Raw genomic sequence first — 24,405 nt, forward strand, 5'->3', positions numbered from 1 at the left:
CGTAAGGCGATACTATGATTGCATCGTACAAAGATGAGGATACCGAACGTTTTGCAATGGGTGTGCGGGTCAGGAGGTTCGTGCCCTTTGAGCGGGTCGCATTGAGGAAGATTCGTCAACTGCAGGTTTGTGCTTCACTTGATGACCTTCGCGTTCCTCCGGGCAATCGTCTTGAAGCGTTGAAGGGCGATCGCGCCGGCCAATATAGTATCCGTGTTAATGAGCGCTATCGGGCCTGCTTTGAGTGGAGACAGGGGATGGCTTGGAATGTCGAAATCGTCGATTATCACAAGTGATGAGACCGCGCCCGATTTGCTGTCACCGGTGACTCCTGGTGAACTTCTCAAAGAGGAATTTCTTGTTCCTATGGGCATTTCTCAATATCGTCTTGCTAAGGAGACCGGGATTCCGGCACAGCGTATTGGGCAGATTATTTTGGGGAGGCGTCGTGTTACGGCTGACACCGATCTTCGCCTTTGCCGCTACTTTGGCCTAACGGATGGTTATTGGCTGCGCGCCCAGATAGCGTTTGACCTCGAGGCGGAAAAGAGGCGCATCGAGCCGGAACTGGATAAGATCGTTCCTGTTCAGCAGGCTATCGCATTGTAGTGTTCAAAGATGTTGAGGTTGGAGTGACGATGGGGCGACGCCGACAGTCTGCCGTTTATAGTCCCGGTGGGTGTGGATGCGGCTTGTTGTTGCTTCCGGTTATTGCTGTGAGCATTGGCGTTATGTTTGCGCTTGCCGGGTTGGCGGCAGCGGCACTCGTGTTGCTGATCGTGGCCATTGGCGTGACGATTTGGCTCTGCCGCAATCGCGAGCAACGCCATGCCGACGGCAAGACCGATGTGGGATGGATTGTCTTTTTGGTTACCGCCTACCTGTTGAGCATCGGCTACCTTGTGTTCTTTGTTTTGCTGCTCGTTAGCACCTTTACCGGGGAATCCGTCACGGTGGGCTAGGCTTCGACGAGCCTTTTGAGGATGAGGCGAGGGGGCGGATGGGACATGTTGTTCAAGACGGAGTGCGACGCGCGGGCGGCAAGAAGATCGCGATTCCCATCGGCAAGCAGGACGCGACCGTCTTCCGCAAGGTGATGAGCGCAAAAGACGCCATCTAAGAGTTCGCGCCGGCGCTAGGGACGGCCGATCAGGAGCGGGCACTGCGTATTGCCCGAGTGCGGGCGAGACGGATGGTGGCGTGGATGATTCGCGCTTATCTTCCTTACTTTCGGATTATTCACCAAAAATAGCTGTGCGGGCACATCACGAACAATCGCCAAACAAGGCATAAACACGGGCGCGGGGCTTATCGGCTTCGTGCTCTTCTTCGCCATAAGAAACGACAACAGCAGAGCGGTTAGCCGAGCGCTAATTTTCGTCTGGAAAGCGAGTGGTATGATTCGACCTACAGGCTTTTCAAACTGAAACGGCGAATTAACATGGGAAATGCTGTTATAACGCTCAGGGATTTGATGCCGGTGGCGCACCCAGAGAAGACAAAGATCAAATTCAACATGAATGCTGGCGACGTGAACGTGCGCGCGTACGACATGCTGTTGAAGGACACCTCGACCCCCGAGAAGACCGATAGCGGCTCGCGATGGTACGAGATGAACGCGTGGAGGAGCGCGACGGGACAAGCGAATAACAACCTCAACCATGCGGATTACCTGCTCTCGTTCGCACAGTACTACACCTACGGGCCCGAGTACTTCATCTTCGGCGGCATGCACAAAGTGGAGAAGGCAGTACCCGAGGTGCTGGGCGGCGTGGGCTACAAGTTGACGCTTCTTCCCGACTACGAGGCCTACATCAAGCGCCTCATCATCAAGTTGAAGAAGCCTATCGGGCGCGACATCTACAACAAGTTCTACGAGAACACGATGCACGACTTCGAGCCCGTAGTGTACGAGTACTCGATGAGCCTGGGCAACGTTGCCCCTTTTCCTGGCTACAAGTACGTGTGCATCGACCACAAGACCTTGCAGGCCGTTATCGCCAGCGTGGGCTCCGACTGGTACTGGGCGCTGGACAACGTGAAGGGCGTCTACTGCATCACCGACACCGCGACGGGGAAACTCTACGTGGGTTCGGCCTCGGGCGACAGCAAGAAGGACGCGGGCGCGGACTTGGGTATCTGGCAGCGCTGGAGCGCCTATGCCAACCCCATGGACCCGACTGGCGGCAACAAGGAGTTCAAGGCCATCGTGGCCGAGCACGGAACTGGGTACATCGTGGAAAACTTCACCTACTCCATTCTAGAGGTGTGCGACACCAAGATGACCACCGCCGAGGTGTGCGAGCGCGAGAGTCACTGGAAAGACGTGCTTTGCTCGCGCAAGTTCGGCATGAACTGGAACTAGGTGCGCGCCATGGGCTTGTTACGGACGGTGAGGGACTGCGTGTACGGCATGGCCGTGGGCGATGCGCTCGGCGTGCCCTACGAGTTCAGGCCGCGCGGCAGCTTTACCTGCACGGACATGGTGGGCCTCGGCACGCACAACCAGCCTGCGGGCACATGAAGCGACGACACGTCCATGGCGCTCGCGCTGTGCGACAGCTACCGCGAGCTCGGCGATATCAATTGCGACGATATCCTCGTCAAGTTCCGCAATTGGATAAACGAAGGCGCATACACCGCCGACGGGAACGTCTTCGACTACGGCAACGCCACCAGGCAGGCGCTCGATACGGGTTGCGGGCTCACAAGCGAATACAGCAAGGGCAACGGCTCGCTCATGCGTTGCCTGCCTATGGTGTTTATGGAATGCTCCGACTGCGACATAAAGGAGGTCAGCGCGATCACCCACGCTACCGACGACTGCTGCCAGGCCTGCGTGGACATGATCGCCTATGCCCGCGAGGTGCTTTACAGCGGGCACGCCGGCTGCGAGAGTGAGGACAGAGCTGGTGCCAGCGGCGGCTACGTGTGGGATACTTACCACGCCGCCATCTGGTGCCTAGAACATACCGACAACTACCGCGACTGCGTACTGACCGCCGTGAACCTGGGCGACGATACCGACACCACGGCTTGCGTGGCCGGTGGATTGGCCGGCATCCTGTACGGATACGAGGGCATTCCGACCGAGTGGTTAGAGGCCTTGCGCGGCAAGGACGTGATTGAGCCTTATTTGTTCGGCGGGGCTTACGGTGATGACCTGTGCAGGTTCGTTAAGCGCTTCGAGGATTCGCTGGACGGTCCCACCCGCGACTTCCACGCGTTGGCCCATGACATGTTCGGCCTGGGTTGGCACATGGACTTTGGCGAGGCCTTTGCCGGGGCATATCCGCGCTCCGGTACGGCCGAAGGACTGCGAGAGGACATAGACACCATAGACGACGTTGGGCTTCTGGGCAGCGGCGTCTTCTCTCGGTGGCGCTATATAACGCACTGGAAGTACGATAGCGTGCCTGATGAGGACGATCTGGAGTGGTTCAGGCTGGCGCTCGGGAGGCTTCGCGAGCTGGCATAGGGGTGCCGTGATTTGAATCGCTTGCCTGAGGTGGCTGATGCCGACTTAAAGCACGGGGAGATATACCGCAGCGCTATTGCTTTATTGCCTGAGTGATCTTAGGACCATACCTTTTATTCGATAGCGGGGCGACGGAATCGTCGAACACCATGCGCGCGCTATCTTCGACGGGCAGCCCCCCTCATGGGCATCTTGCAGGTGAGAGGGGTGCGGCTAACGTCGGCCAGAGGCGCGGCAAGGGCGCTTTGGTATCAAGCTGCAGCCTCAATCACCGCTCCATCTGAACAGGCATCTTCTCAATCCAGTACCAATCTGGCTTACAACCCATTACAGTCTGAAGTGGGCCACCGATAAATTTCGATGGCGAGCATTCGGCGCATTGCCTACGATACGGGCAAGCCCCGAGGGGCCGCCGATCGGGCGCCTCCGGATGGCCGTCTGCCCCTGCCCCGTAGAGGGCCCGGGGGGTGTTGCCACCGGGGGCGCTCGCCGCTCCGGACGACTGATAGGAAACTGCCGGGCGCAAGCGCCACGGCCAGGTAATGTGGGTGTCGCAGGGAGGGGTTCCGATCGGCCTACCGATTGGAGGATAACACCGTGGCACCACCTAGAATGCCGGAAGCCGTCATCGGGCTCGATGTCGGGAAATTGTCCCATTGGGCATGCGTCGCGACCCGGGACGGCGAGATACTGCTGAGCGCCCCCGTCGCGAACAGGGAGGGCGATCTGGACTCGCTGTTCGGCCGCTTCCCCGACGCGCTCGTGGTCGTCGACCAGTCGCGCAACATAGGCGCCCTCGCGCTCGCCCGCGCCAAGGCGGCCGGGATGTCGGCGGCGTACCTGCCGGGACTCGCGGCACACGGGGCCGCCAGGCTCTTCGCCGGCGACGCCAAGACCGACGAGCGGGACGCAATGGTCATCGCGAAGACGGCGCTGGGCATCCCCGACGCACTCCTGCCGGTCGGGGATCCGGGCCCGACGGTCGCGGCGGCGAGGGCGCTGGCCGCCCAGAGAAACTTCCTGACCTGCGAAAACACCAGGAGCAAGAACCGGCTGCGCAGCATCCTGCTGGAATCGTGCCCCGCCTTCGAGGCGTTGGTCGACCTGTCCGACGGTCCCCAGCTGAGGCTCATGGCATCCCTCGGCGGGGCCTGGTCGGTGGCCGACGCCGGGCCCCGCAGGGCGGCGGCGCTCACGCGCGGGGCGGCGCGCGGCAAGATCGAGGCCCTCGTCCGCTCGACGGCCTCCTCGACAAGGCCGGATGCGGCGGCCATCGCCGCCGAGGACCGGGCGGTGAGGCTGCTCGCGCGCAGGATCTCCGAGAACTCGGCGGAGATCGATGTGATCACGGCGGAGATATCCGCCCTCCTCGAGGGCGACGATACCTACCGATGCCTCCTGACGGTGCCGGGGATCGGCCCCAAAACCGCTTCCGAGCTCGCGATCTCCATAGATATCGAAGACTTCCCAAGCCACGACAAGCTCGCGTCGTACTGCGGCCTGGCGCCGCGCAACCGCCAGTCGGGGACCTCGATCTCCTCGGTGACGGCATCGCGCCAAGGCAACAAGAGGCTGAAGAACCTGCTCATATTCTCGTGCAACTGCCTTACCCGGACAGAGGGAAGATGGGGCGATTACTACGCTAGGTGCCGAGAGCGGGGCATGCCGCACGGCAAGGCGCTCAAGGCGCTGGCACGAAAGAGGCTGAAGGTCATCTACGCGATCATGCGGGACAGGGTGCCCTACGCCGCCTAGTCGAAGCGCTCCGAACAGATTGGAGCCCATCGGCCGAAAGGCCTGGCGTTAGCATGTCGCGATTCAATCTCGAAAACAGCATTGCCCAGTTGACAAAACTATAGGAACACCCCCCATTAGCTCCCAGCTAATGAATTTGAGCTCGCTGCCTTCTACGATGTGCTGTGTACCGGCGCGGTAGCCGGATCGTAGGAAGGATGCATAATGAAAAAGCTCGAAAACGAAGTGCTGCTGAGCCGTCGCGCTGCACTTGGCGCATTCGCCACCGTCGCCTTGGGGACTGCCGGTCTTCTTGCCGGTTGTGGTAGCGATAAGGCGACCGTCACCGAGGACGCTGGCGATGGCGACAAGAAGGAAGAGGCGAAGAAGGAAGAGCAGCCTACGACTGACCTGGTGGTTGGCACGACGGTGACCACGGCTGCCGGTCTTTCCGTCGTTGTCGATTCCGTCCAGCCCGGCCTTACAAATTATGACGGTTCGACCATGACGGGCATTCACGTCACGTACGTCAACAATGGCGATGAGGGCGCAGATTACAATGTCTACGACTGGAAGGGCGAGGACGCCAACGGCGCCCAACAGAATCAGGGTTACTACAGCGAGGGCTCCGATGAGCTGCAGTCTGGTACCCTTTCCGCCGGTGGCTCCGTGGCGGGCAATATCTACTTTGATGGCGATATCAAGAAGGCACTGTATTTTGCCAACATGTTTGATAAGTCTGCCACTGCAAGCTGGGTGCTGGCCTAGCATGTCGCTACCGTTGCGCCGGATGGGAGGTGAAGTCGTATGCCCGATAAAAAGCTGACCGAGGAGTTGCTCAATGAGCTTCTCGATGCGCCGAACATCGATGGCTATATCAGGGAGCACGACTTTGCCGCCCCGTCGCTTTCGGATTACCTGAAGCAGCTACTGCAGGAAAAGGGCTTGGAGCGCTCGCGCGTGGTTCGTATGGCCGATCTCAATGAGACCTTTGGCTATCAGATCTTTACCGGTGCGCGTCATCCGAGTCGCAATAAGGTGCTGCAGATTGCCTTTGCGATGGCGCTGACGCTCAAAGAGACCAACCGTGCGCTGACGGCTGCCGGGGTAAGCGTCCTTAACTGCAAGGACCGCCGCGATGCGATTATCATCTTTTGCATCGATCGCGGGTGCAGCCTCCAAAAGGTCAACGAGGAGCTGTATCGCTTTGGCGAGGAGACGGTGAATTAGCCGCTGATATCTGAGCCGGCGGAGCTGTCGAACAACGATGCAAACGAACGGGGCGCGGATGCCATGGGGTGTCTGCGCCCTGCGCTATGATGGAGGCTATGGATACTCAGACCCCAACATATTCCAATGACGAGCTGACCGCAGCGCTTGCCGAGCACCTGGCGTCGCTCGATCGCGACGACAGCTATCGCGTGGAGCGTGTACTTAAGCGCTCGTCCGTTGAAACAACCGAGCTCGTGTACTTTGAAGGAACCGGCGGTGGTTCGCTCGGTCCCTTTGTCCGTAAACGCATCGATGCTTCGGCTCAAATCGGCGGGGCATACGAGCGTCTGTTTGCCGCTCAGCGGGCAGGCAGGCGTTTTGAGCACCTGCCCAGAATCGTCGATTGTCGTCGTGCGGGCGACGAGCTCAACGTGGTTATGGAATACATCGAAGGGGAGACACTCGGGGCACTGGTGGACCGTCTGGGATCCGCTCCCGATTATGCGCGTGAATTGTATCTTGTCCTTTGCGACGCCGTTGGCGAGCTCCATGCCGGTTTTGCAATGGCGGGGGAGGCTTCGGCGCCGGTGATCCATCGCGACCTCAAGCCGTCGAATATCATCGTGACAGGTGCCAACTATACGCCTGATGACGGCCTGACGTTTTCATCGCTGGTGATTATCGACTTGGGGATCGCGCGCGTGTGGCGCGATGGCGCCGATGCCGATACTGTCAAGTTTGGGACACGGCCCTATGCGCCTCCCGAGCAGTATGGGTTTGGGCAGACGAGCGTGCGAAGCGACGTCTACGCGCTCGGTGCCCTGCTGTTCTTCTGCTTGACGGGAGTCGACCCTAAACCAGGGCTCGACATGCGCGAGCAATGCGAGGTGCGCGGCATTCCCACTCCACTTGCCGATGTCGTTTGCATGGCGATGGCGCTCGACCCGGCCAAGCGTTTTGCGAGTGCGGAAGCGTTGGGACGGGCGACGCGCGCGGCATACGATCTGAGTCGCCCCGTGCGGCCTCCTGCGCCTGCGCCTGTCCGTACTCCGGCCTCGGAGACGTTGTTGACGCCCCAAGGGCTCCAGAACCCCGCAAGGCTTCCTAGGCCTGCCACCTCCGCTGCATGCGGTCTGCTCTCTCGCGTTCCGGAGTCCCTGGGGCGCATTTGGAATACGCTCGTCTGCTTCTCGCTGCTTGTGTTCTTTGCCGGAAGTCACTTTGCCGTCTTTCAACCCACGGGAGCAAACCAAAGCTACCCGACGTGGCTTCTCATAATCGAGTATTTTTTCTTTGTCGATGGCCTTATGGCGCTTATGCATTTTGCGGTGCTCGATAAGCGCCGTCTACGTCGGCGATTCGCACTGCTCGACAGCTATCGCGGCAAGAAACTCGCGAAACTCTGGCTCAAGGCATTGGGTGTGCTGCTCCTATGCATGATCGTCATAGTCGCGGTTGCCAATGCGACCGGCGTCGTCGATACCTCCGCTACCTAATAGAAAAGGGCCCCATTGGGGCCCTTTGCAGTTGCACTTAGATGCGGTTCATCTGAGCGGCGACTTTGTTGTACCAGTCCTGCCACGTGGGTGGGCAGTACTTTTTGGCCGCAGCCGGGGTAAGGGTGGAGCCGTAGTTGGCGCCCAGATAGGCAACGTGAGCGAAGATGCCCTCGCTCCAGCTGCCAAAGCTGCGCCAACCGCCGCCACGTGCACTCCAGCCCCAGGCGTTGTAAGAATTGGCGCAATAAGCACCCTTGGTGCTCTCGATGCAGGCGATGGCGGGGGACCAACGGGGGTCGACACCGGTATTCCAAGCGGCGACGGCAAAGTTATAGCCCTGGCCTGCCATAGGGGAGCCGGCGAGGTAATTGTCGATGCGGCTCGTCCACTCATTAATGAACGAATCGTAATCGGAACTACCGGTGTTGGCGTTGTTCACCGTGGTGTCGATGGTGGTGTTGGCGTTGGTGGCCTGGCTGCTGGAATTGCTGCCGCTCACGCCCTCGCCCGAGAGCTTCTCGGCGGCAGCGGCCTTATCGGCCTCAAGCTTGGCAAGCTCGGCGGCATTTTCCTGCTCGGCTTTTGCCTGTGCCTCGCTGCGGAGCTGCTGGGCCTGCGCCAGCGCATCCTCGGCGTTTTTCTGCTCTGCCTCAAGCTGAGACTTGGCCTGCTGGAGCTCGGCCTTGTTCTGCTCGAGTTCGGTTTGCATGTTATTGAGCTCTTCGATCTCGTCGAGGCTCGAGCTTGTGATCTGGTTGGTGTATTTGCAGGTCGTGATGAACTCACCCAGGCTCTGTGCGTTGACCAGGAAGCTCACGATGGGGTTGGTGCCCTTCTGGTACTTGTACAGATCGCGCATGGCGGTGCATGCCTTTTCCTGCTGATCGGGAAGCTTCGCCTCGATCTTTTCGATACTTGCCTCGTTGGCGTCAATCTGCTTCTGCAGATCGCCGAGCTTGGTACGGGCATCGTTGTAGGCGCTCGTGGCGGCTTCGATCTTCTGCTGGGCGGCGGCAAGCTGATCCTGCGTTGCCTGCGAGGCGGCATACGCCGCGACGGGGGAGAGCATCGGCGTGGCCGTCAACGCAACGGCGAGCGCGGCGCTCGTGATGATACGAGCCGGCTTCGACGCGATGAGCGCTGCGGTGCGATGATTCGAATGCTGCATCCAGTCCCTCTGCAATCAATCGTAGGTTATTGTTCCTCAGGTATTCTACTACTGCTTTCGACCTCAACTTGAACCTTAAAGGTTTTAAAGGGTCAAGTTGAACTTGAGACTTTGGCTTTGACCTGCAGTTATATCGAATTGTTGAGAAACCATAGAGTTCAACTTTAACGTTACGGGGGCCTGTTTGGGGCGGGCTTTGGACTGTGAAAGCTATCTCAACGTTGGGGTTTGTGGCTATAAGGTCCCATTGCGGCGAGCTTGCCCTACTTCGTTGAGCGCCTGGGCGGGGGTGAACGAACAGGTGCCGTCGCCGAGTTTGATTACCCTGATGTTGTCCCCGGCGTGGGCATCGGAGACGAGGCCAAACTGCTCGATGGCGGTATCGTGTCCGCCAGCGACGGGCGTCTTGCGCGTGCCTTTGTGCGCCGATGTATCGATGGAGGTGATGTAGGCGGCACCGTCGTAAGCGTCGTTTGCGGTGCGCAGAGGAGCAGTCGCTTGCGCGCGCGGCGCCAACTCGCGTTTTGCGGCATCGAGGATGGGGTTATCGGTTGGAAGGTCCTGGAGCACGCGTGCGCCTTTCACTCGGGGGTATCAATATGCTGAACCCTACAACAACGGTGGGTTCATTGCCGTTTGTCATACGGCGGTGAGTGCGGCCTTCATGCTGGATAATTGCGTTGATTGTCATAGATACAGTGGAGCTTTAGGAGGAAACGGTCCGGCACGCTAAAATAAACGGGTTGCATAAAGACCGCCCGTCGTGGGCAGTTCTAGATAGGAAGTTTCCATGGCATTGCAGTTTACAGAGCGCGAGTTTATCCCCGTGCTGCTCGGCGGCGACATCAACGCCTATTCGGTGGCGCGCGCCTTTTACGAGGAGTATCAGGTCAAGAGCCTGGTCTTTGGCAAGTACCAGACCGGTCCTGCGTACCGCAGCCAGATTATCGACTACACGCCCAATGTTGATATCGACACCATGCCGGTCATGATCGAGACCATTAACGGTGTCGCGCAGGCCAATCCCGATAAGAAGATTATTCTCATGGGCTGCGGCGACAACTATGTCGCGCTTGCCGCACAGGCTCAGGATGCCGGCGAGCTTGCCTCAAACGTCATCGCGCCATACGCGCCCTACAGCATGCTCGAACAGTGCCAGAAGAAGGAAATCTTCTACGAGCTGTGCGAGAAGCACGGTGTTCCCTATCCGCATACGTTTACCTTTACCATGGCCATGCTCAACGCCCAGGGCGAGGCTCCTGCCGAGGTGCTCGACCAGATCGACTTCCCCTTCCCGATGATTCTGAAGCCTTCCGACGGCATCATGTGGTGGGAGCATGAGTTCGAGGGACAGAAAAAGGCCTACGAGATCGCCGATCGCGCCGAGCTGGAGCAGGTCATTCGCGATGTATATGCGAGTGGCTACACCGATGATCTGATCCTGCAGGATCGCGTGCCCGGCAACGACGAGTACATGCGCGTGCTTACCAGCTATTCCGACCGCAACGGCAAGGTGCGCATGATGTGCCTGGGCCACGTGCTGCTCGAGGAGCACCAGCCTCACGGCGTTGGCAACCACGCCTGCATCATCACCGAGCCCAATGACGAGCTCATGGGCGGCGTGCGCAAGTTGCTCGAGGACCTCAAGTTTACGGGCTTCTCAAACTTTGACGTCAAATACGACAAGCGCGACGGTTCGTTTAAGTTCTTCGACTTCAACACTCGCCAGGGCCGCAGTAACTACTACGTCACCAACAGTGGCTTTAACGTTGCCAAGTACGTAGTGGACGAGTATGTGTACAACCGCCCGTTTGAGCCCGAGTTTGTGACGGCGCAGAACGAGGCGCTGTGGATGGTTGTCCCCATGGGCGTGGTCGATAAATACGTCAAGGATCCCGAGCTGCGCGCTAAGGCGCATCGCCTGGTCAAGGAGGGTAAGGCCGCCGACCCCTCGTTTATGAAGGGCGACTTTGTCTTTAACCGCTGGCTGCGCATGTGGCACACCAAGCTGCGTCACTTTAAGCTGTTTAAGACGTATTACAAATAGGATGAACGTCGCGCCCGCCCGGTTTGTATCGGACGGGCGCGGGTATGATACGCGCAATGCTGCGAGCGTCACCAAGGAGGCGGCGATGGAAAAGCTGGGAGTTATCGGCGGTATGGGCGCCGAGGCCACGTCGTATTACTACGACCAGGTGGTGCGTCACACGGCGGCCGCCCGCGATCAGGAACATATCGACATGGTGGTGCTCTCTAAGTCGACCATGCCCGACCGTACGCTGGCCATTAAGACCGGCGACCATACCGAGCTGCTGGCGACCATGAAGGAATGTGCGCAGGCGCTCGAGACGCTGGGCTGCGCGCACATTGCCATTCCCTGCAACACGTCGCACTACTTCTACGATCAGATTCAGTCGTTTACCTCGGTTCCCATCATCCATATGCCGCGCGAGTCGGTGCGCTATGCGCTTGCCGGCGTGGTGATGGGGGAGTGTGAGTTCGACCCCAACTTGAGTATTCCGGCCGAGCCGGTGCGCAAGATCGGCATCATGGGTACCGATGGCACCGTGGGTGCCGGCGTCTACGGTCGCGAGTGCGAGGCGGCGGGCGTCGAAGTCGTTTATCCCAGCGAGAAGCGCCAGGCCGATGTGATGTCGCTTATTTACGATGACGTGAAGGCAGGACGCGAGCCCGATATGGATAAGTTTGATCGCGTGATGTGGGAATTTGCCCGCAGCGGCTGCGACCGCGTCATTCTGGCCTGCACGGAGCTTTCGGTGCTGCAAAAGTATCGCGAGATGCCCGAGATCACCCTCGACGCCATGGACGTTTTGGTACGCGAGTCCATCATCCGCAGCGGTGCCCCCTACCGTCTGTAGCTCTCGACCTGCCAAAAAGGGACAGGTTTATTTTGGTAGGTTTTATCTGGGAAAACAGTGAGGCCCCGGCTCGTTTGTGCGAGCCGAGGCCTTTTGCATTTTGCGGTTGCTGCTTGGTGCTGGAGCTTAAAGGACGAGACTGACATTTGCCCATATAAAACCGACCAAAATAAACCTGTCCCTTTTTGGCAGGTTAGAACAAGAATCCGAGGACGATGAGGGCAATGCTGGCAATAAGTATGGCAATGTCCATGCCCTTAATGGGATAGCGCTTGTACGAGCTCGCGCGCGTACGCAGATAAAAGCCACGTTGCTCGGCCGCCAGGGCAGTGGCATCGGTCTTGCCCACGGAGCTCACCAGCAGCGGCACGCAGAGCGGTAGCATGAGCTGGATCTTTTTGAGGGGGTTCTTGGTGTCGTATTCAACGCCGCGCGCGGTCTGCGCCTCCATGATGGCGTTCATCTCCTGGCTAAAGACCGGTACAAAGCGCAGTGCCGTGGTAAACGTGAACGCATAGCGGTACGGCACGTGCAGCACCTCCACGCAAGCGTTAGCGAGATCGCCGAGCTGCGTGATGGTGAGCATGAGGATGAGCGGCAGCGCCACGCCGAGCAGGCGAAGCGCCGCCTTGGTGCCGGTGATAAGACCATCTGTGGTAATCCAGGCAAAGATGGGGGCTCCGGTGCGGATAAAGGCGGTCTGCAGGACCAGCATGATTAGTGAGAGCGGCACCATGAGCTTGACGAGCGAGACTAGGCCTGCGGTCGATTTGGCGTAGATGCCCAAGATAAAAGTCAGCACAAGCAGGGCGATCAGGAGCACATAAGTGTCGCCGAGGAAGGTCGCCAAGATAATAGCCGCGGCCAGGGCTAGCTTGGTCACGGGGTTCAGCCGGTGCAGCAGTGAGTCTCCGGGCACGTAGTCGATCACGTTAGTCATGCTTGAGCATCTCCTTTACCAGGTCGACCAGATCGGAGACCTGACTGATTCCGGCGAATCGGGGCGAAACGTCGCGCGCGAGTTCTTTGGACAGGGCCACAACCTGCGGTGGCTCCACGTAGGCGGCGCGCATGAGGGCATCGTCGGCGAAGATCCGGTTCGCGTCGCCGCGCTCGAGGATGCGTCCGTCTGCCATGACTACCAGGCGCTGGGCAAAGTCCGAGACGACTTCCATGTCGTGGCACACCATGATCACGGCGCAGCCGCGCTCGGCCATCTCGCTCACCGTCTCCATCACGGTCATGCACTCGCGGTAATCGAGGCCTCTCGTGGGCTCATCGAGCAGAACCACCTGTGGGTCGAGCACAACCACGGACGCTAGGGCGACCATCTGTCGCTGTCCGCGCGAAAGCGAGAACGGCGATTCGTCCAAGGGGAGCCCAAAGCGCTCCGCCGCCACCCGTGCACGCTGGCGGGCCTCGTCGGTGCCGACACCGTGCAGTTCAAGACCAAAGGCAACCTCGTCGAGTACGGTGTCGCGGCAGAGCTGGCGGTCGGGGTTCTGGAACAGCGTCGCGCATTTTGCAGCGATCGCGCTGGTGGGGACGTCGGCGGTGTTCATCCCCGCCATACGCACGGTCCCCGACGCTGGATGCAGAAGGCCGTTCAACAGCTTGGTGAGCGTGGTCTTGCCAGCACCGTTCTGGCCGATGATGCCTACGAGCTCGCCGGGATAGACGCACATGTTGAGGTTGCTGACCGAGGCACCGCCATGGGGGTAGGCAAAGGTCACATCGGTGAGTTCGACTACTGGCTCCTGATTGACGCCGCGGGGAACCGCCGGGATATGGGGAGAGGTCTCGGGCACATCGGCGGGCGCGTCCTTGCTCGTTGCATCCGCAAGTAAGGACGAGATAAGCTGGTGCGCTTCGGAAACATTGAGGCAGGGCGCCTGATCGCTCGGCAACAGACCCACTTCTGCCAGGCTGTTCGCGATGCGCGCGACGCGGGGACTGTCGACGCCCATCTGGCGCAGCTCGCTTGCGTGGGCAAAGACCTGGTGGGGTTCGCCGTCAAACGCGAGCTTGCCGTCTGCCATGACGAGGACGCGGCTGCAGTATTTCGACAACAGCGCGACCTTCTGCTCGATAACAACCACGGTGATGCCGTGTTCGCGGTTGATCTGGCGCAGCGTGTCAAAAACGAGCGTGGAGCTTGCCGGGTCGAGCGCTGCCGTGGGCTCGTCGAGCACGAGCACGTTGGGCGCCATGGCGATGATCGCGGCGATTGCGACTTTCTGCTTCTGCCCGCCCGAAAGCGTGGCAATCTCGCGGTGGCGCAGGTCGCTAATGCCGACGGTCGTCAGCGTCTGGCTGATGCGCTCCTCGATTTGATCGTGCGGTATGCCAAAGTTCTCGAGGCCAAAGAGCATCTCGTCTTCAACGATGGGCGCAACCATCTGGGCATCGATGTCCTGCAGCACGCTTCCCACCACGCGCGAGATATCCGTGAGGGTGATCTCGCAGGTGTCGCGGTCATCGACGAGCGTGGCTCCAAAGAGCTGGCCGGTGTAATGGTGGGGGATGGCTCCGCTCATAACGGCGGCAAGCGTCGATTTGCCGGCGCCTGAGGGGCCGATGACGCCCACAAACTCACCCTTTTCGATGGCGAGTGAGACGTGATCGAGGGCATTCTGCGCCTCGTGCCCATAGGAAAATGAGACGTCATCGAGCTTGATGATGGTATTGCTGGAGCTCATGGGGGCCTTTCTATCGTAAAAGAGCACCGGCCGCAAAACGACCGGCGGTCTACATGGTAGCAAGTATTACTACTTGGAGAAGACCTTCTTGAGCGGAATGCTGAGGGCCTGGACCAGGATGGCGTTGAAGACGGCGGTGCCTGCGTGTGGCCTGTCAGCTACTTAGTCGTTAAGCTTGAGGGCCTTCTTAATGGGGATGTAGAGGGCGGTCACGATGATGGCGTTGGCAACACCGGTGGCGACGACGACAGGAGCCATGACGCCCATGAAAGCCGGGTTGTTCATGACGCCAAAGGAGAAGATCGCCGCGTAGATCATGCCGGAGATGAAGGTGACAACAAAGGTGCTGACGAGCGGGAGCAGGCCCTTGACCTTGGAGTCGGCGAGCACGGAGACGAGCAGAGCCATGACCATGGCGGCGACGGGCTCGGCGATCAGGTCGGGGCCCTTGACGGAGGCGGTGATTTGGATTACCACGCCGGCGAGGAGGCCGATAATCGCGGATTGGCCGATGTTGGGCTTGACGATGAGAATCTCGAGGCAGAAAGCCGCGATGATGAACTCGGGCGAGAGGAAGCCTCCGGTGAGGCCGCTAAAGAACTTGGAGACGGTCATGTTGAGGACGAAACCGGCGGCGAGGAGGATGGCATAGAGAGTGAGTGCCTTGAGGTCGAGTTTGCCGCGGTCGGCGGTCTGGACGGTGCGGGGCTGGGCGGTGGTGTTCTGAGACATGTTGAAAATCCTTTCGGAAGGGGAGTGCAAGGGAAAAGCGGAGGCGCGTGATGCGAATGCGATCGGGCTCGAGATAGAAAAAGGCCCCCGGTCGAAACCGGAGGCCTTCCAATCACCTAGAGCGCAAAACAGGCGTGAGGGACTCACTGTCGACCGATCGTATTCGCATCACGCCACCACCAGTTGTTGAGGGACTTCATCGCGTTCTTCATCTTGGTGGCTCCTTTCGTGATGCCATGGCGCGGTCGCACCCAGTTGCTGTTGCGTTGCACTATAGCACAGCAAAGTGTTTGCGGGGAATCTTTTTTGAAAGATTTCAGCGACGTTTCCCGCCGGTCGAAGGGGCGGGCTGAGCGGGGGGCGACCTTGGCCATCCCGCCCGCGCCTTAAGGTGTGGGGTTCTTAGGCCTTCTTGCGACGATAGATCACGAAGCCACAGACACCGATGATGATGGCGCCAACACCCATGGCGGCCATGTTGTTGCCCTTGGACTTCTCCTCGGTGATTGGATGAATATCATACCAATGTGGATTTACTTCTTTCGGCGGTGAATCAGGTTGATGGCGTAGCCCACGAGCAGGGCCAGAACGATGACGATAAAGCCAAGGATAGGGTTGTCGTTCACGGGGTTCTCCTATTTTCCGAGTGGTGAGAATTCGTCGACGATGAGGTCGAGGCATTGCGGAAGCGCGCGGGCGCCAAAGACACCGGAGTTGCTGGAGATGATCTCGCCATCGAACTGCATGCCCAGCGACGGCGTGCAGGTAATCTTGGCTTCCTTGGTCTGGATAATCTTAAACTGCGGGCGGCCGAGCACCTTGCCGGCGGGGTCGAGCGCGGCGGTGATTACCGTGGGGAGCAGCTGCACCGTGCGCACGGGTTCAATAACGACGATGTCGACCATGCCGTCGTTCATGCGGCAGTTGGGGAACAGGTTGATGTCGTTTTGGATGACTGAGGTATTGCCCGCCATGCAGCAGATGCCGTCGAGCTCCTCGACCATGCCGTCGTGTTCAATGGTAAAGTGCGCCACCGTGGGGTTGGGCGTGGCGAGCGCGGAGAGGAAGTAGGCGATCTCGCCAATGTCGTTTTTGGTGGGAGCGGCCTTCATCATGATCTCGGCGTCGAAGCCCGAGCCGGCGATGATGATAAAGCCGTGGCGCTTCTCGTTACCGTTCTCGTCGATCCAAAAGAGCTCACCCATGTCCACCTTGACCGTGCGGCCGGCGCGGCAAGCCTTGGCAAGCGCCGCCGCCTCGGGGGCATTACCGATGTTGTTAAAGAACAGGCAGGCTGTGCCGGAGGGGAAGATGAGCGTAGGGACACCGCACCCGCGCATCTGGTCGAGCACGTTGGAGACGGTGCCGTCGCCGCCCGAAACGACTACGCGGTCGAACTCCCGAACGTCCGCTACCGCGTCCTCGGGCTCCATGCCATCGCCGATAAAGCGCATTACGACCTCGTCGCCGCCCTGTGCAAGAGCGTGCGTGAATGCATAGATTTCATCGGAGCTGGGACCCGATGCCGGGTTGTGGATGATAAGGCAGCGCATACTTACGTTCCCGTTCTGTGACTAACCGAGTATAGTTGTAGGGCAATGCCGATATCCTACCCGTGTTTTTCGGGCCTAACCTTATTCGATGGGTTGATATGTACATTTCCACACATCAGGCTCTACTCGACTTTTGTCAGCGCGCTCGTGAGTTCGATGCGATTGCCGTCGATACCGAGTTTTTGCGCGAGCGCACGTTTCATCCGCGCCTGTGCCTGGTTCAGATTGCCACCCCTGCCGAGAGCGTCGCGGTCGATCCTTTGGTGATCGACGACTTATCGCCGCTGGCCGAGCTTATGGCCGACGAGAGCGTGGTCAAGGTCTTCCACGCCTGCTCGCAGGATATGGAGGTCATGCTCCACACCGTGGGCGCGCTGCCGCGACCGATTTTTGACACACAGGTCGCCGCCGCCTTTTTGGGCGAGCGCCAGCAGATTTCCTACGGCGCGCTCGTTCAGACGTTCTGCGGCGTATCGCTGCCCAAGACCGAGTCGCTGACCGATTGGTCGCGCCGCCCGCTGAGCGATAAGCAGATTGAGTACGCGATCGATGACGTCAAGTATCTGATCGTCGCCTATACCGAGATGATGAGCCGCCTGCGTGAGCTGGGCCGCGTGGATTGGGTGCTCGACGAGTTGCGCCCGCTGGCCGACGAGTCGCACTACCGCGCCGACCGCCATGAGGCATTCCGCAAGGTCAAGCGCATCAACTCGTGTAGCCGCCATCAGCTGGGCATTGCGCGCGAGCTTGCCGCCTGGCGCGAGGACCGCGCCGAGCGCCGCAACATCCCGCGCAAGTGGGTTATGTCCGACGATACGCTGCTGGCGCTCGTCAAGCGCAATCCTGTGCGCGTTGAGGAGTTCCGCAGCATCCGCGGCACCGATCAACTGGGGGAGCGCGATGTGGACGGCGCGCTCATGGCCATCAAGCGCGGCGCGAGCTGCCCGCACGATCGCCTGCCGCTCATGGTGCGCGGACATCGCCAGATCTCTCCGGAGCTGGAGAGCGTGACGGATCTCATGTACGCGCTCATTCGCCTGGTTGCCGAGCGTTCGGGCGTGGCGACCTCGGTCATTGCCTCGCGCGATGACCTGGCCGACTATATTGAGCATCCCGAGCAGAGCCCTTTGCGCGAAGGTTGGCGCTTTGAGCTTGTGGGCTCGCGCCTGGACGATCTGCTCTCGGGCAACATGGGGTTGACGGTGAAGGACGGCAAAATCGAGCTCCTGTAGGTATATGGTTACGCGGTTTTACCAAACCGCGTAACAGCTCGACGCTGCAAACGGCCGAGAGTGGCAATCTGACGTTCAATCGTCGCTCGCGTACCAAAGTACGCGTCGCTTCTCTTTCACGTCACCTTGCTCGCTCTCGGCCGTTTTCGCTGACATTGTCAAAACATCGATGCTGTCTCGTTGGCTGGGCGAGTGGGTAGAATGCCTCCAACGTGTAACTCGATTCGGAGGAATTCGCATGCCCTATTACTATGGTTATGGCTTTGGCATCGACCCGCTGTACCTGCTGGTCGTCCTTGTTTGTACGGTGCTCGGTCTTGCCGCGCAGAGCTATATCAACTCGACGTATAAAACCTGGTCCAAGGTTCGCTCGGACGGCGACACGGGCGCTGCGGTCGCGCGCCGCATGCTCGACGCCAGCGGTTGCAATGCCGTGGGTATCAAAGGCGTCGCCGGTGAGCTCACCGACCATTACAACCCGCAGGATAACAACCTGTATCTCTCGGATGCCAACCGTTCGGGCGGATCGGTCGCAAGCGTTGCCGTCGCCTGCCACGAGGCGGGCCACGCCGCCCAGCGCCAAAGCGGCTATGCCATGATGAAGGTGCGCACTGCCCTGGTCCCGGTCGTCAACTTTACCCAGAACACCTGGACCATCGTGCTACTCATGGGCCTGTTTATGAACATCGCGGGACTCACGACCCTCGCGCTGATCTTCTTCTCGTTTAGTGTGTTGTTCCAGCTGGTTACGCTGCCGGTCGAGATCGATGCCAGCCGCCGCGCCGTGGCGTACATCGAGCAGTCGGGGATGAGCTCCAAGCAGGTCAACGGTGCCAAGAAGGTCCTGACGGCAGCCGCGCTTACCTATGTTGCCGCAGCGCTCACCTCGATCATTCAGCTGCTCTACCTGATGGCTCGCTACAACAGAAACTCCAACCGATAACAAATTGGCTTGACAGGCGCCGCGGGGATTTGTGTCCCCGCGGCGCTGTACTATGTGTTGGACTTGAATTTGCGCAGGGCTGGAGCCTTTGTGCACGATAACGAAAGGAGGCTGCGTGGCAGGCTGGAATCTAACCGGCAATGCTGTTTCCGCCGAGTTTGACGGCTCGGACGATCGGGAGCGCAAGGAACTCAGCGTGAGCCAGGCGGTGGAGATCGCCGCCGGTGCACTCGATGCTATTCCGCAGCTGAGTGTCTTGGGCGAGGTCACGGGCTTCCGTGGCCCCAATGCCCGAAGCGGCCACTGCTACTTCCAGATTAAGGACGATTCGGCCGCCGTTGACTGCATCATTTGGAAGGGCGCCTATCTCAAGCGCACGTTCGATCTGCGCGACGGCATGCAGGTGAGCTTTAAGGGTAGCTTCAATCTCTATAAGCCCACGGGCCGCATGAGTTTTGTCGCCCGCTCGTTTTCGCTGGCGGGGGAGGGTCTGCTGCGTCAACAAGTGGCGCAACTGGCCGAAAAGCTGAGCCGCGAGGGCCTGATGGACGAAGCGCGCAAGCGCCGCATCCCGGTGTTCTGCTCGCGTGTGGCGGTCGTCACCTCGCTTTCGGGTGCCGTAATCGATGACGTCAAGCGCACATTGCGTCGTCGCAACCCACTCGTCGAGCTCGTTTGCGTGGGTGCCAAGGTTCAAGGCGAGGGTGCGCCGGCAGAGCTTATTGAAGGCTTGCGTCGCGCCGCTTCCATTACGCCGGCGCCCGATTGCATATTGCTCGTGCGTGGCGGCGGTTCCTTCGAGGACCTCATGACCTTTAACGACGAGGAGCTTGCCCGCGCGGTGGCGGCTTGTCCTGTGCCCGTGGTGACCGGCATTGGCCATGAGCCCGATACCTCGATTTGCGACATGGTGAGCGATCGCCGCGCCTCCACGCCCACGGCGGCGGCAGAATCGGTGGCGCCGGCTATGACGGAGTTGGCCGACGTGCTCGAGACGCGCCATCAGCGTCTGGGCGCCGCGATGGCTTCGATGATCGGGTCGGATCAGGTCGATCTGGAAATGCTCGATCAGCGTGGTCGCCGCGCTTGGGACACCTATACGGCCCGTCTGGGCGATGCGCTCGATGCCGCCGCACGCCGTCCGTGCCTCAACGATCCAACGTTTATGGTCGAGCGTCGCGAGTCCGAGCTTGCCCTGACGGCCGATCGCCTGTCCGGCGCCATAACGCGTTCGGTTGGGGCCTTCCGCTCCGACTTTGAGCGCCTGCCCGAGCGCTTGATCGCAAGCACCTCGGGGCTCGATGGCAAACGCCATGCGCTCACGCTTGCGAGCTCCCGTCTGGAGCATCAGGGGCGCACGATGCTCAGCAAGCCCGCGTCCGACCTGGGCCGAGCTGCTGCGTCGCTCGATGCCTTGTCGCCGCTCAAGGTGCTTGCCCGCGGTTACTCCATCGCGTACAGCGAGGACGGTGTGGCTTCGAGCGCCAAGACCTTTAAGCCGGGCGACGCCATCCGCGTGCGCATGGCGGACGGCAACGTGGCAGCAACCGTCAACGCGGTCGAGTAGGCCGCCTTTCATAGCGATAAACCTTTAGGAAAGGAAACAGATATGGCAGAGAAGACCCCGGTCGAGCAGCTTACGTACAAGCAGGCCTCGCAGGAGCTGGAACTCATCATCCGCAGCCTGGAGTCGGGCGATATGGAGCTCGAGGAGTCGCTCGAGAGCTATACCCGCGGCGTCGAGCTCCTCAAGAGCCTACGCACCCGCCTGTCCGATGCCGAGCAGAAGGTCTCGGTGCTCCTTAAGGACGTCGACGGCAACGACGTGCTCGCCGACGGCGAAGCCGCCAACACCGACGACAACCTCTCGTTCTAACCACCTCGCAGCCTACTTTGGGGTAGTCTTTTTGGGACGGGGCTTTTTTGACTACCCTTGCGCGACGGCTCGCCAGGTGCCTGCGCTTGCGAAAAAGTAGTCAAAAAAGCCCCGTCCCAAAAAGACTACCTTGGTCTGTGAGAAAGGAACCAACCATGTGTGATTGCATCTTCTGCAAAATTGCCAACCACGAGATCCCCTCAACCGTTGTCTATGAGGACGATCAGGTCATCGCCTTCGACGACCTCAACCCCCAGGCGCCGGTCCACACGCTCGTAATCCCCAAGAAGCACTACAGCGACATCGCCGACAACGTACCTGCCGAGACCATGGGCGCCATGGCCCACGCCATCCAGGAGGTCGCTAAGGCCAAGGGCCTGGAGGACGGCTTCCGCGTCATCTCCAACAAGGGCGTCAATGCCGGCCAGACCGTCATGCACTTCCACATGCACGTCCTCGGCGGCAAGAACCTGGGCGAGAACCTCATCTGAGGGCGCTTCTTCCGTGGGATGAGGCGAAAGCTTAGGCACCGATAACTTATATATCAACGCAATAAACCCGAGCGCGAGGGCGTTTGGGTTTATTATTGAAGCGTATGTAACCTGGCGGCGCCACACCGCCTGTTAGTAGGGAGACACATGAACGTTCTGGTCGTCAACGCAGGATCTTCGACCCTTAAGTATCAGGTCATCGATACCAAGTCCCACAAGGTGTCCGCAAAGGGCTCCTGCGAGCGCGTCTGCTTTACCGGCGGTACCTTCACCCACGCTGCCAACGGTTCCAAGAAGGTGACCGAGAACATCGAGTTCCCCGACCACAAGGTCGCCATCGAGGTCGTCCTGAAGGACCTCGAGGCCAACGGCGTCAAGATCGAGGGCATCGGCCACCGTATCGTTCAGGGCGGTTGGTACTTCGGCGATTCCTCCCTCGTCGACGAGGACGTCCTCGCCAAGATCCGCGAGGTCGCTCCGCTCGCCCCGCTGCACAACAACCCCGAGGCCAACGTTATCGAGTACTGCCTCGAGCAGTATCCCGACCTGCCCAACGTCACGGTCTACGACACTGCTTTCCACTTCAATATGCCCGAGGTCGCCAAGACCTACGCCCTGCCCAAGGACGTCTGCGACAAGCTGCACATCCGTAAGTATGGCGCCCACGGCACCAGCTACCGCTATATCTCCAAGAAGGTTGCCGAGATGACCAACGGCGAGGCTCGCAAGGTCGTCGTGTGCCACATCGGTTCCGGCGCTTCCCTGTGCGCCATCGAGGACGGTAAGTGCATGGACACCACCATGGGCTTGACGCCGCTCGACGGTGTCATGATGGGCACCCGCTGCGGCTCCATCGACCCGGCTACCGTGTGCTACCTGCAGCGCGAGGGTGGCTACACCTTCGACGAGGTCGACGAGATGATGAACAAGAAGTCCGGCCTTTTGGCTGTGACCGGCGGCAAGACCAACGACTGCCGCAACGTCGAGGAGCTCGCCGCCGCTGGTGACCCCGAGGCTCAGCTCGCCTTCGACATGTTTGTCTACAAGATTGCCGCCAAGGCTGCCGAGATGGCTACTTCCATGTGCGGCATGGACACGCTGGTCTTCACCGCTGGCATCGGTGAGCACGCTCCGGCCGTTCGTGCCGGCGTCGCCGACCGTCTGGCCTTTATGGGCGTCAAGATGGATCATGCCCGCAACGCCCTGCGTGGTGACGGCGCTTGGTGCCTGTCCGCCAAGGATTCCAAGGTCAAGATCTTCGTCATCCCCACGGACGAGGAATTCATGATCGCTTCCGACGTCGAGCGCATCGTCAACGGCAAGTAATTGCAAGAGGGGAGGGGCTGGACGACCGAGCGCCGTTCGGCCCCTCTTTTGTGCTCGTTGGGCGATATGCTTGATAGCTATTTATCAAGTTGTGATAACTTCTTATTAAAATGCGGCCGCCTTAAGGGGTCTGCGTCGACCGTATTGCACTGCAAAGGAGTCTCATGAACGTACTTGTTGTCAACGCCGGCAGCTCAAGCCTTAAATATCAGCTTTTGGATACCGATACCCGAGAGGTTTTCGCCAAGGGCAACTGCGAACGTATCGGTTCGGACATGGGCATCTTTGGCCACTCCGAGAACGGTGGCGCCAAGCAGACCGAGGAGGTCCCTTTCCCCGATCATCGCTCTGCTATCGCTCGCGTGCTCGAGGAGCTCGAGAAGACCGACTTTACGATTGATGGCATTGGCCATCGTATCGTTCAGGGCGGCTGGCACTTCGATGATTCCGCAGTTGTCGACGACGAGGTTATGGCCAAGATTCTTGAGGTGGCACCGCTTGCTCCGCTGCACAACTACGGCGAGGCCGCGGCAATCGAATATTGCCGCGAGAAGTATCCGGAGCTGCCCAACGTGGCCGTCTTCGACACCTCGTTCCACATGACCATGCCCGAGGTCGCCTACACCTACGCGCTGCCCAAGGACGTGTGCGACAAGTACCACGTGCGCAAGTACGGCGCACACGGTACGAGCCACCGCTACGAGTGGATGATGGCCAAGGAGATCCTGGGCTCGCGCTGCCACCGTCTGCTTTCGTGCCATCTGGGCAACGGTGCTTCGCTCGCCGCCATCGAGGACGGCGTGTGCCGCGACACCACGATGGGCCTCACGCCGCTCGATGGCCTGATGATGGGAACCCGCTGCGGCTCCATCGACCCGGCTACCGTGTGCTACCTCCAGCGCGAGGGCGGCTACAGCTATCAGGAAGTCGACGACATGATGAACAAGCAGTCTGGTCTGCTTGCCATCTCGGGTATCTCCAACGACGCCCGCGATATCCGCACGCGCGCCTCCGAGGGCGATGAGCGCTGCCTGCTCGCCTTCGACATGTTCGCCTACAAGGCCATGCAGCAGGCCGGTTCCATGATCGCATCCATGGCGGGCGTGGACACCATCACCTTTACCGCCGGTATCGGCGAGAACGACTGGTCGATCCGCAAGGCCTTCTGCGACTGCTTTGAGTGGCTGGGCGTGCGCATCGACAACAACAAGAACCGCGAGGCCGTGGGCAACGGCCCGCAGGTCATCAGCGCCGCCGGTTCCGCCGTCACGGTCATGGTCATCCCCACCGACGAGGAATACATGATCGCCCACGACGTCGAGCGTCTGGCCAAGAACAACTAACGCGCGCATTTGCATTTAAACGAAAGGCCTCCGAAGCAACAGCTCCGGAGGCCTTTTTGTTGCCAGACGGACAGCGGAAACCCCATCCCATTTTGAACGCGGATTTTGGGACACACTTTCCGTTTGGGGCAGGTTGCGGAAAATACGACCCACAACAAAGCAAAATTCCGTGCCGCAGTTTCCCAAACAGCCCCCAAGTGGAAGCTACATCCCACAATCCACCTTCAAACCGGGACACAC

Annotated in this window: 23 protein-coding genes and 1 pseudogene; 18 read left to right on the top strand and 6 right to left on the bottom strand. The window is 59.9% G+C overall.

All coding sequences use genetic code 11. The annotated features are described in order from the left end of the window. The first annotated feature begins 14 nt into the window (after positions 1 to 14). The 9 genes and pseudogenes from ACQRC0_RS03740 (at position 15) to ACQRC0_RS03780 (ending at position 7,920) form a co-directional block, all read left to right on the top strand. Positions 15 to 296, top strand: a complete 282-nt coding sequence (locus ACQRC0_RS03740; RefSeq protein WP_427727844.1) for a type II toxin-antitoxin system RelE/ParE family toxin — start codon at positions 15 to 17, stop codon at positions 294 to 296. After that, positions 268 to 609, top strand: a complete 342-nt coding sequence (locus tag ACQRC0_RS03745) for a HigA family addiction module antitoxin (protein WP_427727846.1) — start codon at positions 268 to 270, stop codon at positions 607 to 609. Before ACQRC0_RS03740 ends, ACQRC0_RS03745 begins: the two co-directional genes overlap by 29 nt. A gap of 86 nt (positions 610 to 695) precedes the next feature. Further along, entirely contained in the window at positions 696 to 962 is a 267-nt protein-coding gene (locus tag ACQRC0_RS03750; protein ID WP_427727848.1) for a hypothetical protein, read from the top strand. A gap of 479 nt (positions 963 to 1,441) precedes the next feature. Next, positions 1,442 to 2,365: a GIY-YIG nuclease family protein gene (locus ACQRC0_RS03755; RefSeq protein WP_427727850.1), complete on the top strand. Its 924-nt coding sequence runs from the start codon at positions 1,442 to 1,444 to the stop codon at positions 2,363 to 2,365. Between the two features lie 48 nt (positions 2,366 to 2,413). Beyond that, positions 2,414 to 3,478, top strand: a pseudogene (locus ACQRC0_RS03760) (ADP-ribosylglycohydrolase family protein). A 597-nt stretch (positions 3,479 to 4,075) separates the two neighbouring features. Next, positions 4,076 to 5,233, top strand: coding sequence for an IS110 family transposase (locus ACQRC0_RS03765; RefSeq protein ID WP_427727853.1), 1,158 nt, complete (start codon positions 4,076 to 4,078; stop codon positions 5,231 to 5,233). A gap of 204 nt (positions 5,234 to 5,437) precedes the next feature. Then, positions 5,438 to 5,980: a DUF4352 domain-containing protein gene (locus tag ACQRC0_RS03770; RefSeq protein ID WP_427727855.1), complete on the top strand. Its 543-nt coding sequence runs from the start codon at positions 5,438 to 5,440 to the stop codon at positions 5,978 to 5,980. Between the two features lie 39 nt (positions 5,981 to 6,019). After that, positions 6,020 to 6,442 (top strand): XRE family transcriptional regulator, encoded by a 423-nt coding sequence (locus tag ACQRC0_RS03775; RefSeq protein WP_154517313.1) that lies wholly within the window; start codon positions 6,020 to 6,022, stop codon positions 6,440 to 6,442. A gap of 98 nt (positions 6,443 to 6,540) precedes the next feature. After that, positions 6,541 to 7,920, top strand: a complete 1,380-nt coding sequence (locus ACQRC0_RS03780; RefSeq protein WP_427727857.1) for a serine/threonine protein kinase — start codon at positions 6,541 to 6,543, stop codon at positions 7,918 to 7,920. Between the two features lie 37 nt (positions 7,921 to 7,957). Here ACQRC0_RS03780 and ACQRC0_RS03785 read toward each other — a convergent pair whose 3' ends face one another. Both ACQRC0_RS03785 and ACQRC0_RS03790 read right to left on the bottom strand, forming a co-directional pair. Further along, a complete protein-coding gene (locus ACQRC0_RS03785) occupies positions 7,958 to 9,091 on the bottom strand; it encodes a coiled-coil domain-containing protein (RefSeq protein ID WP_427727859.1) in 1,134 nt (377 codons plus the stop codon). A 234-nt stretch (positions 9,092 to 9,325) separates the two neighbouring features. Continuing rightward, positions 9,326 to 9,661, bottom strand: coding sequence for a hypothetical protein (locus tag ACQRC0_RS03790; protein WP_427727861.1), 336 nt, complete (start codon positions 9,659 to 9,661; stop codon positions 9,326 to 9,328). A 220-nt stretch (positions 9,662 to 9,881) separates the two neighbouring features. Here ACQRC0_RS03790 and ACQRC0_RS03795 point away from each other — a divergent pair, with 220 nt between their 5' ends. Beyond that, positions 9,882 to 11,138, top strand: a complete 1,257-nt coding sequence (locus ACQRC0_RS03795; protein WP_427727863.1) for an ATP-grasp domain-containing protein — start codon at positions 9,882 to 9,884, stop codon at positions 11,136 to 11,138. A gap of 85 nt (positions 11,139 to 11,223) precedes the next feature. After that, positions 11,224 to 11,970 (top strand): aspartate/glutamate racemase family protein, encoded by a 747-nt coding sequence (locus ACQRC0_RS03800; protein WP_427727865.1) that lies wholly within the window; start codon positions 11,224 to 11,226, stop codon positions 11,968 to 11,970. 193 nt (positions 11,971 to 12,163) lie between these two features. Here ACQRC0_RS03800 and ACQRC0_RS03805 read toward each other — a convergent pair whose 3' ends face one another. From ACQRC0_RS03805 to ACQRC0_RS03820, 4 genes are all read right to left on the bottom strand, one after another. After that, positions 12,164 to 12,910: an energy-coupling factor transporter transmembrane component T family protein gene (locus ACQRC0_RS03805; RefSeq protein ID WP_427727867.1), complete on the bottom strand. Its 747-nt coding sequence runs from the start codon at positions 12,908 to 12,910 to the stop codon at positions 12,164 to 12,166. Further along, positions 12,903 to 14,669, bottom strand: coding sequence for an ABC transporter ATP-binding protein (locus ACQRC0_RS03810; protein ID WP_427727870.1), 1,767 nt, complete (start codon positions 14,667 to 14,669; stop codon positions 12,903 to 12,905). Before ACQRC0_RS03810 ends, ACQRC0_RS03805 begins: the two co-directional genes overlap by 8 nt. Before the next feature lie 162 nt (positions 14,670 to 14,831). Continuing rightward, positions 14,832 to 15,401, bottom strand: a complete 570-nt coding sequence (locus tag ACQRC0_RS03815; RefSeq protein WP_427727872.1) for a tryptophan transporter — start codon at positions 15,399 to 15,401, stop codon at positions 14,832 to 14,834. A 635-nt stretch (positions 15,402 to 16,036) separates the two neighbouring features. Continuing rightward, positions 16,037 to 16,954 carry a diacylglycerol/lipid kinase family protein gene (locus ACQRC0_RS03820; RefSeq protein ID WP_427727874.1) on the bottom strand — a complete coding sequence of 306 codons (918 nt, stop codon included), beginning with the start codon at positions 16,952 to 16,954 and terminating at the stop codon, positions 16,037 to 16,039. A 98-nt stretch (positions 16,955 to 17,052) separates the two neighbouring features. On the opposite strand from ACQRC0_RS03820, the gene rnd reads away from it, so the two are divergent. The 7 genes from rnd (at position 17,053) to ACQRC0_RS03855 (ending at position 24,165) form a co-directional block, all read left to right on the top strand. Then, positions 17,053 to 18,186 (top strand): ribonuclease D, encoded by a 1,134-nt coding sequence (gene rnd / locus ACQRC0_RS03825; RefSeq protein ID WP_154517283.1) that lies wholly within the window; start codon positions 17,053 to 17,055, stop codon positions 18,184 to 18,186. A 238-nt stretch (positions 18,187 to 18,424) separates the two neighbouring features. Next, the gene (locus tag ACQRC0_RS03830; RefSeq protein WP_427727878.1) at positions 18,425 to 19,129 is read left to right on the top strand and encodes a zinc metallopeptidase; all 705 of its coding nucleotides are present in this window, start codon (positions 18,425 to 18,427) and stop codon (positions 19,127 to 19,129) included. A gap of 115 nt (positions 19,130 to 19,244) precedes the next feature. After that, the gene (gene xseA / locus ACQRC0_RS03835; protein ID WP_427727881.1) at positions 19,245 to 20,696 is read left to right on the top strand and encodes an exodeoxyribonuclease VII large subunit; all 1,452 of its coding nucleotides are present in this window, start codon (positions 19,245 to 19,247) and stop codon (positions 20,694 to 20,696) included. A gap of 42 nt (positions 20,697 to 20,738) precedes the next feature. Beyond that, the gene (xseB, locus tag ACQRC0_RS03840; protein ID WP_006234311.1) at positions 20,739 to 21,005 is read left to right on the top strand and encodes an exodeoxyribonuclease VII small subunit; all 267 of its coding nucleotides are present in this window, start codon (positions 20,739 to 20,741) and stop codon (positions 21,003 to 21,005) included. A 155-nt stretch (positions 21,006 to 21,160) separates the two neighbouring features. Further along, on the top strand, positions 21,161 to 21,496 hold the full coding sequence (locus ACQRC0_RS03845; protein ID WP_035137921.1) for a histidine triad nucleotide-binding protein: 336 nt from the start codon (positions 21,161 to 21,163) through the stop codon (positions 21,494 to 21,496). Between the two features lie 147 nt (positions 21,497 to 21,643). Beyond that, entirely contained in the window at positions 21,644 to 22,822 is a 1,179-nt protein-coding gene (locus tag ACQRC0_RS03850; RefSeq protein WP_006234305.1) for an acetate/propionate family kinase, read from the top strand. 164 nt (positions 22,823 to 22,986) lie between these two features. Then, positions 22,987 to 24,165, top strand: a complete 1,179-nt coding sequence (locus ACQRC0_RS03855; RefSeq protein WP_427727884.1) for an acetate/propionate family kinase — start codon at positions 22,987 to 22,989, stop codon at positions 24,163 to 24,165. Positions 24,166 to 24,405: the final 240 nt, after the last annotated feature.

Origin of the sequence: Collinsella sp. SGI.033 (genome assembly GCF_050315135.1) — a bacterium.
Lineage (GTDB): Bacteria > Actinomycetota > Coriobacteriia > Coriobacteriales > Coriobacteriaceae > Collinsella.

Excerpts from the sequence above, each read along its gene's own strand:
- ACQRC0_RS03740 (WP_427727844.1), top strand. The coding sequence starts at position 15 with ATGATTGCATCGTACAAAGATGAGGATACCGAACGTTTTGCAATGGGT.
- ACQRC0_RS03745 (WP_427727846.1), top strand. The coding sequence starts at position 268 with ATGTCGAAATCGTCGATTATCACAAGTGATGAGACCGCGCCCGATTTG.
- ACQRC0_RS03755 (WP_427727850.1), top strand. The coding sequence starts at position 1,442 with ATGGGAAATGCTGTTATAACGCTCAGGGATTTGATGCCGGTGGCGCAC.
- ACQRC0_RS03770 (WP_427727855.1), top strand. The coding sequence starts at position 5,438 with ATGAAAAAGCTCGAAAACGAAGTGCTGCTGAGCCGTCGCGCTGCACTT.
- ACQRC0_RS03775 (WP_154517313.1), top strand. The coding sequence starts at position 6,020 with ATGCCCGATAAAAAGCTGACCGAGGAGTTGCTCAATGAGCTTCTCGAT.
- ACQRC0_RS03780 (WP_427727857.1), top strand. The coding sequence starts at position 6,541 with ATGGATACTCAGACCCCAACATATTCCAATGACGAGCTGACCGCAGCG.
- ACQRC0_RS03785 (WP_427727859.1), bottom strand. The coding sequence starts at position 9,091 with ATGCAGCATTCGAATCATCGCACCGCAGCGCTCATCGCGTCGAAGCCG.
- ACQRC0_RS03795 (WP_427727863.1), top strand. The coding sequence starts at position 9,882 with ATGGCATTGCAGTTTACAGAGCGCGAGTTTATCCCCGTGCTGCTCGGC.
- ACQRC0_RS03800 (WP_427727865.1), top strand. The coding sequence starts at position 11,224 with ATGGAAAAGCTGGGAGTTATCGGCGGTATGGGCGCCGAGGCCACGTCG.
- ACQRC0_RS03805 (WP_427727867.1), bottom strand. The coding sequence starts at position 12,910 with ATGACTAACGTGATCGACTACGTGCCCGGAGACTCACTGCTGCACCGG.
- ACQRC0_RS03810 (WP_427727870.1), bottom strand. The coding sequence starts at position 14,669 with ATGAGCTCCAGCAATACCATCATCAAGCTCGATGACGTCTCATTTTCC.
- ACQRC0_RS03815 (WP_427727872.1), bottom strand. The coding sequence starts at position 15,401 with ATGTCTCAGAACACCACCGCCCAGCCCCGCACCGTCCAGACCGCCGAC.
- ACQRC0_RS03820 (WP_427727874.1), bottom strand. The coding sequence starts at position 16,954 with ATGCGCTGCCTTATCATCCACAACCCGGCATCGGGTCCCAGCTCCGAT.
- rnd (WP_154517283.1), top strand. The coding sequence starts at position 17,053 with ATGTACATTTCCACACATCAGGCTCTACTCGACTTTTGTCAGCGCGCT.
- ACQRC0_RS03830 (WP_427727878.1), top strand. The coding sequence starts at position 18,425 with ATGCCCTATTACTATGGTTATGGCTTTGGCATCGACCCGCTGTACCTG.
- xseB (WP_006234311.1), top strand. The coding sequence starts at position 20,739 with ATGGCAGAGAAGACCCCGGTCGAGCAGCTTACGTACAAGCAGGCCTCG.
- ACQRC0_RS03845 (WP_035137921.1), top strand. The coding sequence starts at position 21,161 with ATGTGTGATTGCATCTTCTGCAAAATTGCCAACCACGAGATCCCCTCA.
- ACQRC0_RS03850 (WP_006234305.1), top strand. The coding sequence starts at position 21,644 with ATGAACGTTCTGGTCGTCAACGCAGGATCTTCGACCCTTAAGTATCAG.
- ACQRC0_RS03855 (WP_427727884.1), top strand. The coding sequence starts at position 22,987 with ATGAACGTACTTGTTGTCAACGCCGGCAGCTCAAGCCTTAAATATCAG.